17 protein-coding genes are annotated in these 13,582 nt (G+C 45.7%); 12 read left to right on the forward strand and 5 right to left on the reverse strand.

What is annotated here, in order from left to right:
* Positions 1-2 precede the first annotated feature (2 nt).
* Genes mtgA through WB308_RS02890 form a run of 4 tightly spaced genes read right to left on the reverse strand, consistent with a single transcriptional unit; the run spans position 3 to position 4,150 of the window.
* On the reverse strand, positions 3-881 hold the full coding sequence (gene mtgA / locus WB308_RS02875; protein WP_424188800.1) for a monofunctional biosynthetic peptidoglycan transglycosylase: 879 nt from the start codon (positions 879-881) through the stop codon (positions 3-5).
* Positions 882-883: 2 nt separating this feature from the next.
* The gene (locus tag WB308_RS02880; protein ID WP_424188802.1) at positions 884-1,507 is read right to left on the reverse strand and encodes a trimeric intracellular cation channel family protein; all 624 of its coding nucleotides are present in this window, start codon (positions 1,505-1,507) and stop codon (positions 884-886) included.
* A complete protein-coding gene (locus tag WB308_RS02885) occupies positions 1,494-2,036 on the reverse strand; it encodes a gamma carbonic anhydrase family protein (protein WP_424188804.1) in 543 nt (180 codons plus the stop codon). Before WB308_RS02885 ends, WB308_RS02880 begins: the two co-directional genes overlap by 14 nt.
* Before the next feature lie 14 nt (positions 2,037-2,050).
* Positions 2,051-4,150 carry an RNA degradosome polyphosphate kinase gene (locus tag WB308_RS02890; protein ID WP_424188806.1) on the reverse strand — a complete coding sequence of 700 codons (2,100 nt, stop codon included), beginning with the start codon at positions 4,148-4,150 and terminating at the stop codon, positions 2,051-2,053.
* 69 nt (positions 4,151-4,219) lie between these two features.
* Here WB308_RS02890 and WB308_RS02895 point away from each other — a divergent pair, with 69 nt between their 5' ends.
* The 12 genes from WB308_RS02895 to rplS all read left to right on the forward strand — a co-directional run bounded on the left by WB308_RS02895 (position 4,220) and on the right by rplS (position 12,711).
* Positions 4,220-4,807: a tetratricopeptide repeat protein gene (locus WB308_RS02895; protein WP_424188808.1), complete on the forward strand. Its 588-nt coding sequence runs from the start codon at positions 4,220-4,222 to the stop codon at positions 4,805-4,807.
* Positions 4,804-5,544 carry an NYN domain-containing protein gene (locus WB308_RS02900; protein ID WP_424188810.1) on the forward strand — a complete coding sequence of 247 codons (741 nt, stop codon included), beginning with the start codon at positions 4,804-4,806 and terminating at the stop codon, positions 5,542-5,544. Before WB308_RS02895 ends, WB308_RS02900 begins: the two co-directional genes overlap by 4 nt.
* Entirely contained in the window at positions 5,541-6,263 is a 723-nt protein-coding gene (locus WB308_RS02905; RefSeq protein ID WP_424188812.1) for a Nif3-like dinuclear metal center hexameric protein, read from the forward strand. The genes WB308_RS02900 and WB308_RS02905 overlap by 4 nt, the downstream gene beginning before the upstream one ends.
* Positions 6,264-6,301: 38 nt before the next feature.
* Positions 6,302-7,027, forward strand: a complete 726-nt coding sequence (locus tag WB308_RS02910; protein WP_424188814.1) for a zinc ribbon domain-containing protein — start codon at positions 6,302-6,304, stop codon at positions 7,025-7,027.
* Positions 7,020-8,183: a lipid IV(A) 3-deoxy-D-manno-octulosonic acid transferase gene (gene waaA, locus WB308_RS02915; protein WP_424188816.1), complete on the forward strand. Its 1,164-nt coding sequence runs from the start codon at positions 7,020-7,022 to the stop codon at positions 8,181-8,183. Before WB308_RS02910 ends, waaA begins: the two co-directional genes overlap by 8 nt.
* A gap of 1 nt (position 8,184) precedes the next feature.
* Positions 8,185-8,922 carry an RluA family pseudouridine synthase gene (locus WB308_RS02920; protein ID WP_424188818.1) on the forward strand — a complete coding sequence of 246 codons (738 nt, stop codon included), beginning with the start codon at positions 8,185-8,187 and terminating at the stop codon, positions 8,920-8,922.
* 246 nt (positions 8,923-9,168) lie between these two features.
* Positions 9,169-10,515 (forward strand): signal recognition particle protein, encoded by a 1,347-nt coding sequence (gene ffh, locus WB308_RS02925; protein ID WP_424188820.1) that lies wholly within the window; start codon positions 9,169-9,171, stop codon positions 10,513-10,515.
* A 144-nt stretch (positions 10,516-10,659) separates the two neighbouring features.
* Entirely contained in the window at positions 10,660-10,890 is a 231-nt protein-coding gene (gene rpsP / locus WB308_RS02930; RefSeq protein ID WP_013459360.1) for a 30S ribosomal protein S16, read from the forward strand.
* Positions 10,891-10,892: 2 nt separating this feature from the next.
* Positions 10,893-11,132 carry a KH domain-containing protein gene (locus tag WB308_RS02935; protein WP_294894857.1) on the forward strand — a complete coding sequence of 80 codons (240 nt, stop codon included), beginning with the start codon at positions 10,893-10,895 and terminating at the stop codon, positions 11,130-11,132.
* Positions 11,113-11,667: a ribosome maturation factor RimM gene (gene rimM, locus WB308_RS02940; protein ID WP_424188823.1), complete on the forward strand. Its 555-nt coding sequence runs from the start codon at positions 11,113-11,115 to the stop codon at positions 11,665-11,667. The genes WB308_RS02935 and rimM overlap by 20 nt, the downstream gene beginning before the upstream one ends.
* Entirely contained in the window at positions 11,667-12,362 is a 696-nt protein-coding gene (gene trmD / locus WB308_RS02945) for a tRNA (guanosine(37)-N1)-methyltransferase TrmD (RefSeq protein ID WP_424188825.1), read from the forward strand. The genes rimM and trmD overlap by 1 nt, the downstream gene beginning before the upstream one ends.
* Positions 12,352-12,711: a 50S ribosomal protein L19 gene (gene rplS, locus WB308_RS02950; protein WP_424188827.1), complete on the forward strand. Its 360-nt coding sequence runs from the start codon at positions 12,352-12,354 to the stop codon at positions 12,709-12,711. The genes trmD and rplS overlap by 11 nt, the downstream gene beginning before the upstream one ends.
* A 54-nt stretch (positions 12,712-12,765) precedes the next feature.
* On the opposite strand, the gene WB308_RS02955 is transcribed toward rplS, so the two are convergent.
* A complete protein-coding gene (locus WB308_RS02955) occupies positions 12,766-13,581 on the reverse strand; it encodes a CorA family divalent cation transporter (RefSeq protein ID WP_424188829.1) in 816 nt (271 codons plus the stop codon).
* Position 13,582 lies beyond the last annotated feature (1 nt).

Raw genomic sequence — 13,582 nt, forward strand, 5'->3', positions numbered from 1 at the left:
ACTTAAAACGTCAGTGAACTGTTTCCTTCCAAACTCTCTTCGCCCACTGCGGGAGCATCGGTTGTTGGTTCAGTCGAAGGGGTTTCTTCGGGGACGCTCTCACCAAACAGCTCGGTGACACTTTCGTTATTTTCGCCACTTTCTTCAGGTGTTGTGTCAACTTTCGGAGGGACCATTACCTCTTGAAAGTTCGGGATTACGATTCCACGACGCTTCATAATTTTGTAGATGATACGGGCACGGTTTTTGACGTATCGCTGATCTCCGCGCGGATTGTATTTAATCGGGTTGGGAAGAACTGCGGCAAGGCGTGCCGCTTCCCGTCCGGTTAGATTTTTTGCACTTTTGTGATAGTAATGGCGTGCCGCCGCTTCGATTCCGAAAATTCCATCTCCCCATTCCGCGACATTCAGATAGATTTCCAAAATGCGTCGCTTGGAAAGGGTACTTTCGATACGCCATGTTAAGATCGCCTCTTTGACCTTACGGACCGGATTTTTGCTCGGAGAGAGATAGAGATTTTTAGAGAGCTGCTGAGAAATGGTGCTTCCTCCGGCTACGTTCCCTTTTTTGAGGCTACGCTCCAATGCCTGTTCCATTCCGTCCACATCGAATCCATCGTGATTCCAGAATTTATCGTCTTCTCCGATAAGGACCGCTTTGATGACATTGGGGGAAATTTGGGACATCGGTACCCATTTGTGGGTAATCGTCTGATCACGATTTTCTTCAGCCCATTGTGCTTCGCGGTATTCCATGAATGCAGTAGGAATAGGGCGAATATCGCGTAAATCGGAGACATTGGGATAGATAAAATAGCGTCCGATATCGACGATTCCGCCAACCAAAAGAATAATGAAAATAAGTTTAAGTTTTTGCATGATTAATCCGTATTGAGTTTAGGCAGATGCCATTGTTTGAGATAAGCGAGCAGTCGCAGTATGATGGCAAAACCCGCTACCGACGCTACACCGAATGTCCCCATCCATCCCAGTGAAACCAGTAAGAGGAGCAAAATCGATACGATAAGGGCAATGGAGCCGTAAAAGTCACTCACGAGAACGGCAGGGACTTGGTTGATGAGAATATCGCGTAAAACCCCTCCGCCGATTGCCGTAAGAAAGCTTAGTATAATAACCCCAAAAAAATTAAAGTCCGCCGCAATCGCCAATAATGCCCCGGTGATACTAAAGGCCACTAACCCGATGGTGTCAGAGATGACGAAGAGCCATTGCCGCTCAATTTGTTCCCGATGGTACAGACGAAAGGCAAATGCGACGGCTATGGTGGTTATAACCGTGAGAGCAGGGTAGTATTCGTTGAATGCGAACGGAGTCCGATCCAGGATAACATCACGTACGACACCTCCTCCCAATGCGGTAAGGGAGGCGGAAATAATGAGCCCTAGAAGATCGAGATTATTACGTACCCCGACCAAAAATCCGCTCAGGGTAAAAGCGACGATGCCGAGAATATCGGCAACGACGATGAGGTCAATGTGCGTCATTCGGTGCGCGGTAGTTTTCTTTGAAACTGACGTAGCGGCGTGCGGAAGCGTACAGTTCGGCTACCTCTTCATCGGTAAGCTCTCGTACTACTTTAGCGGGACTTCCCATGATAAGTGAGCGGGGGGGAAAAACTTTATTTTTCGTGACCAGTGCCCCTGCACCGACGATCGATTCTTTACCGATGAGCGCCCCGTCTAAAATCGTTGCGCTCATACCGATCAGGCAGGCATCTTCGATTGTACACCCATGCAGCATTACACGATGCCCTACGGTCACATCATTGCCGATGATGGTAGGGTGGCCATCGCTCATATCGTCACGCTTGTGGTGCGTGACGTGCACCATGCTGAGATCTTGGATGTTGCTGCGATCGCCGATTCGGATAAAATGGACATCACCGCGGACAACACATCCAAACCAGATACTCACGTCTTCACCCATCGATACCCGCCCGATCACATCGGCAGAGTCGGCGATCCAAACACGCTCTTTCATCTCAGGGGTGTAGTTTAGATAGTTGGTAACCATCAATCATATCCTTATCAACTCTCTTTAAACAATCGTGTCGTCAATTGCTGCACGTAATTGGGAGTCTGTTTTTTGACCGAATTATACAGTTTGTTCGTATGAGTTTCAACGATTTTGTGACTGTCAATCAGATTGCCGGCGTCGTGTTTGATTTTGAGATAGCTGCCGTCATTTTGCAATTCATACGCCAACATATTGTCGGAGCTTTGGAGTTGTAAAATTTGAATCAGTTTATTACTGACCTCTTCACCGCTGATAGGGGTGAGAAGTTCGATGCGGCGCAGCAGATTTCGAGGCATCCAGTCGGCACTGGCGATATAGGTTTGCGGCGCAGCGTGTTTGAAATAATAGATCCGCGCGTGTTCTAAATATTTACCGATGATTGAGATAACACGGATATTGTCGCTGACTCCCGGAATTCCTGGACGGAGACAGCAGATACCACGGATAATAAGTTCGATTTTGACCCCTGCCTGCGAAGCTTTGTAGAGAGCTTTGATGATGTCTTCATCGACAAGGGCGTTCATTTTGGCAATGATAACCCCTTCACTTCCCATGCGCGTCTCATTTTGGATGAGAGAAAGGATCTTCGGTTTGATCTGGGTGGGAGCCATATAAAGTTCGTGCAGTTTCCCTTTTTTGCTGAAGCCGGTGAGAAAGTGGAAAAATCGGGTCAAGTCATGAGTGATCGCATCATTGCTGGTCATATAGCTGATATCAGTGTAAATGGTTGCCGTGGAAGGGTTGTAGTTCCCCGTTCCGATATGGGCGTATTGTTTAAGTTTGCCGTCCACACGTCGGGTGATGAGTGCCGCTTTGGCATGGACTTTAAATCCGGTAATACCGTAGATAACGTGTGCCCCCGCATTTTCGAGCGCTTTTGCCCAGTGCAGGTTGTTCTCCTCATCAAAACGGGCTCGGAGCTCAACCATAACGGTGACCTGTTTTCCCGATTCGGCAGCATTAATGAGGGCATTGACAATCGGTGAATTCGAACCGGAACGGTATAGGGTCATCCGGATTGAGACGACGTCGGGATCTTTTGCTGCAATTTGAATGAGCCGAACAACCGGTTCGAAACTCTCAAACGGGTGAAACAGCAATAAATCTTGTTTGTCTAATGTTGCGTAAAGATTTTCATCACTTCCCAGCGGCGGGAGATTACGCGGTTTGAAACTGGGACTGGTGAGGTGGGCGAAATCTTTGTTTCCGACCACCTGCCAGAGGCTTCCGAGATTGAGATAGGTTTGGAAACGGTAGATATCGTCTTTGTAAACATTGGCATGGCGGTTGAAAAAATTGAGTAAATCATCATCGGCGTGAACACTCAATTCCAGACGTACCAATTCCCCTTTCTTGCGCAGCTTTAAGCCCTCTTCGAGAATTTCCATAAAATCATCGGCCTCTTCCTCTTCGATCGCGATATCGGCATTGCGGGTAACACGGAATGCGGCGAATTTGATCAGCTCATAACCGGGGAAAAGGTCTTGAATATGTTCGGCAACGATACTTCCGATGGGGACATAGATACGGTTATTGATGTCAACAAAACGGGGAAGAACACGTGGGATGCGGATAAGTCCATAGCGTTCGATGGCGGCATCGTCTTTATCCCGAAGCTTAACGATTTGTCCGAATCCGAGATTATTGAGGTGAGGAAAAGGATGGGTTGCATCGATCGCAATGGGGATTACAACGGGGTAAATGTTCTCCATGAAATAGCGATCGAGAGTCTGGCGCTGTTGCGGGGTTACTTCTTTGTACGATTTGAAAAAAATCCCCTCTTTCTCAAGCTCTTTCATAATCCCTTGTAAACAGTGCTCTACGACTTCTTGCTCTTTATGGAGATATTCACGGATTTCCCGAAGTTGATGAAGCGGCGTAAAACGGTCGGCGCCCGAAACGTTAACCCCCGCACTGAAAAGTTTTTTGAGCCCTGCAACGCGGATCATGTAGAATTCATCGAGATTGGTTCCGTAAATCGCCAAAAATTTGAGCCGTTCAAAAAGGGGAAGCGATTCGTCTTGTGCTTGTCGTAAGACGCGGGTGTTAAATTGGAGCCATGAAAGCTCCCGATTGATGTAAAGTGCTGGATCTTTGTAGTGATTAGGCATAGTTTCTACCGATTTTGGTTTTAAGTTAACGGGATTATATTATACTTATTGTTACAAAAAAGGAATACGATGACTACATTTCAAATTTTAATGTTTGCCGCGACACTTTTTTTCGCGTATCAAATCTATCGCCATGTCCAAACACTGGAGGATTCGGATCCGAAAAACGTCCACTCCGATATCCCTGAACCCGCTGCGGTATCCGCCTCTGCGTTGGTGGATGAAGCCGACAGGGCTTATGAACGCGGAGAGATGGAGAGGGCTAAAGCATCTCTCGAAGAGGCATCGCGGATTGATCCTAAAGATCCGGAGATTTTGAACAAACTTGCATTTGTTACCGCCAAAGCCGGGGAGCGGCTAAATGCGATCGAGCTGTATGAACGTTCTTTGGCGCTGGATGAAAACGATGACCTGACCCATAACGCGATTGCCTCCCTTTATCGGCTAGAGATGGTGTATGAGCGGGCGCAAGATCATTATCTCAAAGCGCTGGAGATTGATGATACCTATGCGCAAACATATTACAACTATGGCAATTTGTTGGTGGATATGGGCGAGATCGACGAGGCCCGCACCATGTATAAGCGAGCCTTGGAACTGCAAAGCGATTTTTCACAGGCACGCGAAGCATTGCTTTTGTTGGGGAGTGCACAATGATTGATGATCAAGCACGTCTTGCCGTTTTGATTGACGCGGATAACTCTCAGCCCTCTATCATCGCGGGACTTATGGATGAAATTGCCTCCCACGGCATTGCCAGTGTCAAACGGATCTACGGGGATTGGACCGATACGAAGCTCAAGGGATGGAAAAATGTCCTTTTGGAACATGGCCTCCATCCGATGCAGCAGTTTGCCTATACGACAGGAAAAAATGCGACCGACAGCGCGATGATTATCGATGCGATGGATCTGCTCTATACGAAAAATTTTGACGGTTTTTGCATTGTCTCCAGTGACAGTGACTTTACACGGCTGGCAAGCCGTATCCGCGAATCGGGGATCAAAGTGTATGGATTCGGCGAACAAAAAACTCCCAAATCCTTTATCGGCGTTTGTGATAAATTTATTTATACCGAAAACCTCCGCCGCGATGCGAACCATAAAGAGGCTACCGGCGCAAAAATAAAATCGGATGATAAAGCCCTTTTGGCTCTGGTACGAAATGCGGTGGAAGATACGACGAATGAGGCGGGATGGTCCTATTTGGGTTCTATCGGACAAAACCTGATCAACAAATCTCCTGAATTTGACCCCCGCAGTTATGGTTATAAAAAACTTCTCGATCTGATTGAGGGGCTGGGGGAATTTGAATTTAAATACTCTGATCCCCTTTCCGGTTCGCAAGCGGTGCACGTCCGTTTAAAACGGAGAAAACGGAGTTATGAAAAATGACAGTTCAAGAAATTTATACCTACCTTGATGAACTCTCCCCTTTTGCGATGCAAGAGGGGTGGGATAATTCGGGGCTTTTGGTCGGCGATTTCGCCCAAGAGATCAAGGAGATCGTTTTAAGCATTGACATTGATGAAGAGCTCCTCGAATCTATCCCTGAAAATACCCTTTTAATTACCCACCATCCGATTATCTTCGGCGGGCTCAAACAGCTCCAGTTCAATCACTACCCGGCTAAGATACTTGCCCCCATGATCCGCAAAAATATTTCCAATATAGCGATGCACACCAATTTTGACCAGACCCATCTCAACGAGTATGTTGCAACCGAGGTTTTGGGATATCCGATTATTTCTAAAGAGGGATTCGTCGCCTATTTGGGGGTGGATGAACCGTATGACATATTTGCCGCAAAGATTAAAACAGCCTTTGCTCTACCCCATACGCGAGGGGTAAAATGCCATGAACATATCCGAACGTGTGCTTTAGTGACGGGATCGGGCGCATCATTGATGCGTAGTATTGAAGCGGAGTGTTTTCTAACCGGAGACATCAAATATCATGATGCGATGGAAGCCAAATCATTGGGATTGTCGATGATTGATATCGGACACTATGAAAGCGAGCGCTATTTTGGCGAGGTTTTAGGGGGGTATTTGGAAAAATTAGGATTGAGTGTTATAATTTCGCCATCAAAAAACCCCTTCAGCTATCTTTAGCGCAAATTAGGTAATTGTGTAACTCCAAAAGGAACCGTATGAACAAACACCTTGAACAATTGATCGAACTCTCAATGGTTGACAAAGAGATCGACGCATTTGAACCGCAAATTGAAGAAGCCAATCTTCAGTATGATGCCCTTTTGGCAACTAAAAACGGTATTATCAATGAAATCAACGCTCTTAACCAAGAGATCAAAGACGAACAGCTCAAAAAGCACAAAAATGAGCTCCACCTTGCCGAACTCTCTGCAAAACTTGAAGAGAATAGCCGCAAAAGCGGTGAAGTGAAAACAGAACGTGAAATGAAATCGCTTCAACTCGAAGAAGAGATCGCAAAAGAGCAAGTCAGTTTTGCCAACGAAGAGATTGAACGTTTGGAAAAACTGATCGATCACAAACAGGGCAAAATCGATGAACTCGAAACGAAAGCTCACGAAATTGAAGGGACCCTTTCTACCGTTAAAGCCGATGTGGATGTCAAATTGGCACGCATCGATGAAGAACGTAAAGAAGTGTTCGGACGTAAAGAAGCTTTGGTTGGGACGATGAACCAAAAAGGGCTGTCGTTTTACCAAAAAATTCGTCGCTGGGCCAAAAATACCACCGCTGTACCGGTCCGCAACCAAGCGTGCATGGGATGCTACATGGCAATCAGTGACAAAGTGTATTCGGATGTTATCAAAGGCGAAGAGATCACAATGTGCCCACACTGCGGTCGTATCTTATTTTTAGAACCGACTTCTGACGCTATCGGTGCGTAACGTAGCGTTCGACCTTTTTTATACTTTGGTTGCGACGGTTTTTTACGTCGTAGCCTTTCCCCTTTTAATCCTCTTTTCGTTCAAGAAAAAATATCACGCTTCGATACCGGCACGATTTTTTGGAATTAAAAATCCTCCCTTTCAACCGCATGACATATGGTTTCATGTCTGCTCATTGGGGGAAGCGAAAGCGATTGCTCCCATTGTGGAGAGATTGAAAGGCAAAAGGGTTGCGATCAGTGTCATTACCCACACGGGGTATGAAGCGGCGTCCAAGTATGCGGCACAGGTGCGCTATCTCCCCTATGAAATATGGCTGTGGTTTTGGATCGAGCGTCCTAAAACGGTCGTTATTTTGGAAGCGGAGTTTTGGTATCTGCTGTTTCGTCTTGCACGTACTCGCGGGGGGCGGGTTGTTGCCCTTAATGCCCGTATCAGCGATCGGAGTTTTCCGAAGTATTACCGCATGCGGTGGTTTTATCGCATCCTTTTGGCTCAGTGCGACCGTATTTTTTGCCAAAGCACTGATGACTTGGTCCGCTTTATCGCCTTAGGTGCCCGTAATGTCGAAGTAGTCGGGAATATCAAGCTTGCCCAAAAGATCGAAGCGACTGCGCAGTACTCGAAGCCACAGGGAACGATCATTGTAGCCGCCAGTACCCATGAGGGGGAAGAGGAGGGAATTTTGCGAGGGTTTATCGCCTATCGTGAATATAATCCCTCTGCCAAACTTCTTGTCGTTCCCCGGCACCCCGAACGGTTTGCCAAAGTAGGTGAATTGATTTTGAAAACGGCACCGGCGATGAGCATGGATCGATGGAGTGAATCCCAAACGCTGGAGGCAGATATTATCCTGATTGATGCGATGGGGGAGCTGAACAACTTTTATGCGATCAGCGACGTGGCAATACTGGGCGGAGCATATGAGCCCATCGGCGGCCATAATCCGCTCGAACCAGCGAGATTCGGATGCAAGATTATTAGTGGAGAGCAAATATTTTTACAGCGGGAGTTGTTTAAATACATCTCCCATGTACAGTTTACGTCATTGGAGGGCATTGCGGAAGCATTGAAACATGCGGAAACATTGCCCCCTTCGCAGATCAATGGAAGTGTTGATCTGCAAAAAGTATTAGATTATTTAACGGAGAAATAAAATGGAAAAACCAAAAGCGTATAAGCTCCTAGCGGAGCAAGAGGGAATATCCAACTCTGAGGCCAAATCGCTGATTGATCGCGGTTTGGTTTATGTCGGAAACAACAAGGTGATGATCGCACGGGGTGAAATCAGTCCTAAAACGATTTTTATCGTCCAAAAAGTGGAAAAAGTACGTCCGATTTTTGAAAATGACGATTTGATTGTTGTCGATAAACCGGCATTCGTCAACTCTGATGAGATTGAACGACAGTTTAAAGGGGCGCAACTTTTGCACCGTCTGGATCGCGAAACGAGCGGTGTGTTGATGCTGGTGAAGAATGAAGAGTTCCGTCTCAAAGCGATCAGTGAATTTAAAAAAGACAATGTTTACAAAGAGTACGTGGCATGGGTAGAGGGATTGGTAACCGAACCGTTTGTAATCGATCAGCCTCTCATTACCGAGAAAAAAGGGAATAAAGCCTATACGAAGGTTGCCAAAAAGGGTAAACCCGCGATTACCGAAGTGACACCGCTGGAAGTATCGGGGAAAAAGACCAAAATCCAGCTCATCATCCATCACGGAAGAACGCACCAAATCCGTGCGCATATGAAATATGCCCAGCATCCGATTATCGGCGATGAAAGCTACGGCGGACGACAGTCGAAGCGGGTCATGCTTCATGCGAAAAAAGTGACGTTGTTGGGGCAAACGTTTGAAGCCCCGGAGCCGAAAGTATTCGGGCATTTCGGGAGTTAATGTTCTTCTGTCCTTTTCTTATTTAGAAAAGAAAAGAACGAAAAGAAAAGCGTCCCAAAAATAGAACGCTGGCGGTACGCTTTTGCCCTACGGCAAGCGACCTTGCTCTAGGTGTATTTTTGGGACAGGATTTAGAAACAGACTTTTTTTCTTGGTGACAAGAAAAGAATAAAGAGTTATTGAAGAAAAAATTAAGTATAATTCGAAACTTTTTATACCCTGTACCCAAAGCATTTAGGAGCTAAAGTGTTCGATACACTAACCGAATCGTTTACATCAGCAATACGCAAAATCCGTTTTCATGATGATGAAAAGGCGTTAACCAAGGCACTTGGTGAGCTTAAAAAAGCCCTTCTAAAAGCCGATGTGAACCACAAAGTCGTTAAAGACCTAATCGATTCGGTTGAGCTCCAAACGAAACAAAGCGGTATCGGGAAAGATCAATTCCTCGATGCACTCCGTAAATCTTTGTATGCTCTTTTAGATGTCAAAGGCAAATCAGGATTTGTTTACGCTCCGGTATCTCCGACCGTTATCTTGATGACCGGTTTGCAAGGTTCGGGTAAAACGACGACGACCGGTAAGCTTGCAAATTGGCTTAAAACACGACAGAAAAAACGTGTTTTAGTCGTAGCGGCAGACTTACAGCGTCTTGCGGCAGTCGAGCAGCTTCGCCAAGTGTGCGGTGCTATTGATGTTGAACTTTATGCGGATGATGCAAGTAAAAATCCGGTTGAAGTTGTTAAATCGGCACTCGAACACGCGAAAAAAGTGCTCGTTGATGTAGTACTCATCGATACGGCTGGACGTTTGGCAATTGATGATGAACTCATGGGGGAATTGGCGGAAGTCAAAGCCGTTGCCAATCCGCATGAAATTTTCTATGTTGCCGACTCACTATCGGGTCAGGATGCTGTTCGAACGGCAGGGACTTTTAACGAGAAAATTGGCATTGACGGAGTGATTCTCACCAAATACGATGGGGATTCCAAAGGGGGCGTTGCTCTAGGTATCGCCTCTCAAATCCAAGTACCGCTTCGCTTTATCGGTGCGGGTGAGAAGATGGAAGATCTTGAAATCTTCCTCCCGGATCGTATCGTAAACCGTCTTATGGGGCTTGGGGATATCGAAGGTCTTGCTGAACGTACCGCATCGGTTATTGATGAGAAACGGGCGAAAGTCCTTACCAAAAAGATCAAAAAAGGGGAGTTCAACTTTAACGACTTCTTGGAGCAGATGGAAAGTCTCAAAAAAATGGGGAGTATGAAATCCATTATGGGGATGATTCCGGGTATGGGTGGCATGGCTTCAGCGCTTAAAGATTTCGATTTGGAAAACTCGACGCAGCTCAAACAGATCAAAGCATTGGTTTCCTCGATGACGGTGAAAGAGCGCGAAGATCCTGAGTTGTTGAACAACAGCCGAAAGGCCCGTTTGGCCAAAGGATGCGGCTTGGACGTTATCGAAGTTAACCGTATCTTGAAGCAGTTTAAAAATGCCTCTAAAATGGCAAAGCGGTTCTCCGGTAAACAGGGGATGAAAGACCTTCAGAGCATGATGGGTCAAATGCAAGGTGCGCGTTTACCGCGTTAACTTTGCACATGTAAAATGCTAAAGAGTGTACTCTATGAGTTCAATCTTTAGCATTTGAAGCAGCTTAGACGTTTTTCTTTTACTTTTGTGGGTAAAACACTCTTTTAAGCTTCTTGGTGCAAAAAAACATTTAAAGGACACACAATGGCAACAGTCATCCGTTTAACCCGTATGGGTCGCAAAAAACAACCTTTCTACCGTATCGCGGTAACCGATAGTCGCAAACGTCGCGACGGCGGTTGGATCGAATTGATCGGGTATTACAACCCTATGACAGACCCTATCACTACCAAAGTAGATGAAGAGCGTCTAAACTACTGGTTGAGCGTCGGTGCTCAAATGTCAGACCGCGTTAAAAAAATTACCGGTAAATAATGATGGTTGCGGACTTCGTCGCAGGTTTTGCTAAGTTAATAGCGTCTTATCCCGAAGAGATTCGGGTAGAGTCTAATGAAGGCGACGAAGTGACCGAAATCGTTTTGTACGCTAATCAAGCGGATGTGGGCAAGCTAATCGGAAAAGAGGGCAAAATGATCGGTGCGATCAAAACCGTCATTTCCGGTTGCAAAGCCAAAGACGGAAAAAGTTATCGAATCAATGTCGAACCGCTTTCGTAATTCACCCTCGCCGGATTTGCTTCATGTTGCCACTTTAGGCCGAGTTGTCGGCTTAAAAGGGGATATGAAGCTCAATCTCTCTACCGACTTTCCTGAGCAGTTTCGTCCCAATGCCTCTTTTATTCTTGAAAATGGGAAAGAAATCACCCTCTCTTCTTACAACCCCGATCGTGAACTGGTTCATCTAAAGGGGATCGATACTCCTGAAGCCGCCAAAGCTCTGACCAATGCAAAACTTTTTACCACCTTTGAAGCAACGCGTGAGCGATGCAAACTAAGTGCGGGTGAGTTTTTTTGGTTTGATCTTCTCGGTTCCAGTGTTATTGAAGGTGAGACAGTTCTAGGAAAAGTGCAGGAGATTGAGAGAATTGGGCCGTTGGATTATCTTTTGGTGACAACGGATCCGTCATTTGTTTCAAAAGGGCTTAGTGCGACCTTTTTGATCCCTTATATCGATCGTTTTGTTTTAAATACTGATGCAACCTCTAAAGTAATAACCGTAGAGGGCGGATTGGATCTGCTGGAAGCGTCGTAATGCGTTTTACGTATGTGACGATCTTCTCCAATCTGATCGAGGGGTATTTCCAAGACTCTATCCTAAAACGGGGTATTGAATCGGGAAAATTTTCCGTCTCTTATCTCAACCCAAGAGATTTTAGTATTTCGAAACATCATAAAGTGGATGACACCGCCGCAGGCGGAGGGGCTGGGATGGTGATGACACCGCAGCCACTGTTTGATACCCTTCAAACGCTGGGTGATGAAGCGCATATCATTTTTGTTGCACCCGTCGGGAAACAATTTACCCAAAACGATGCCAAACGGCTCGCAACGAAGTCCCATGTGGTTTTTGTCAGCGGGCGGTATGAAGGGATCGATGAGAGGGTGGTTGAACGCTTTGGTGACGAAGTCTTCAGTATCGGTGATTATGTCTTGACGGGAGGAGAACTCCCCTCATTGGTAATGACCGATGCAATCGTCCGAAACATCGAAGGTGTTTTGGGAAACAGCGAATCGCTGGAGTATGAGAGTTTCGAAACGCCACTCTTGGAAGCTCCTTCATTCGGAAAACCCCCTGTCTATGAGAATATGAGTGTTCCATCAGAATACTTAAAGGGAAATCACAGTAAAATTCGTGCACTAAAATCGTCTCTGTCTGAATGCAAAACAAAATATTTCAGGCCGGAGCAGCTTCAAAAGCATAAAATAAGGACATCTTATGAAAAATAAGTACATTGCAAGCTTCGAACAAGCGCAAATCGCTAGTAAAAACATCCCTGAGTTCCGTGCGGGTGATACTCTTCGTTTGGCCGTAACTATTACGGAAGGCGACAAGTCACGTGTTCAAAATTATGAGGGTATCTGTATCTCTATCCGCGGTGAAGGTACAGGCCGTACTATCACTGTTCGTAAAATCGGTGCAAACGGTATCGGTATCGAGCGCGTATTCCCTATCTACAGTGACAGCCTCGAGAAAATCGAAGTTCTTCGCCGTGGCCGTGTACGTCGTGCGAAATTGTTCTATCTTCGTGATCTTGCTGGTAAAGCAGCGCGTATTAAAGAAATCCGCCGCAAATAATCTCCCTGCCGCACTCTTCTTGCGGCACCCTTTTTTCACTCTTCTTTTTTGAAATCACTCTTTTTTTATTTTCCATAACACAGCCCCTGTCAGTAATGCCGCAAATACTATCATCGCGACAAAAGCATCCAGAGTTCCGTAGGTGTGCTGAAAGGGTAATCCCCCTGTATTCATCCCGAAAAAGCCTACGACAAGGTTGAGTGGTAGAAAAATGACAGATATAATTGTGAGGAGATAAATACTGCGATTGAGGCGGTCATTGGTTTGGATATTGTGATAGCGATAAATATCATCGAGCTGCGTGTTGGCAGCGATCGTTGATCGGAGTGTCCGTTCCAGATGTTCGTGTAAATCATTGAATTCATTGATAAGATTACTTTCCGAAAAACTGTGTTTGGTTACAAAACGATCGAAGACATCTACGGCTTTGATGATAACTCGCTCGGTACGCGAGAGCTCTTTTTTGAGGATATGCCATCGGTCCATGGGATTAAAGGATTGTTTTTTATAGAGGCTCTCTTCGATAAAAGCGATTTTATCATGGGCAATTTCAATATCTTCCATATAAGCATCTATTTTTTCGTCCAGAAATAGATAAAGCTCTTTGAACCCATTATCAAAATGGATAAACTTTCCTTGTTTTCTATCGTAATAAGAGACATCTTCTCCCACAATAACAAAGGGATAGGAGTAAAATCTCCCTTTGGTTTTCCAAAATTCTTTTGAACGTAATGCGAGAATATTGGCTTTTCCTTCCCATAATTCAGGCAATCTGAGAATCAAAATCTGATATTCTCCATACACTTCGTACATTGAAGGGTGGATAGGGTTTTGAAGATCTTTGAGATGAAGCTCATGCAGCTGTACCATC

Source organism: Sulfuricurvum sp., from assembly GCF_049587615.1.
Taxonomy (GTDB): Bacteria; Campylobacterota; Campylobacteria; order Campylobacterales; family Sulfurimonadaceae; genus Sulfuricurvum.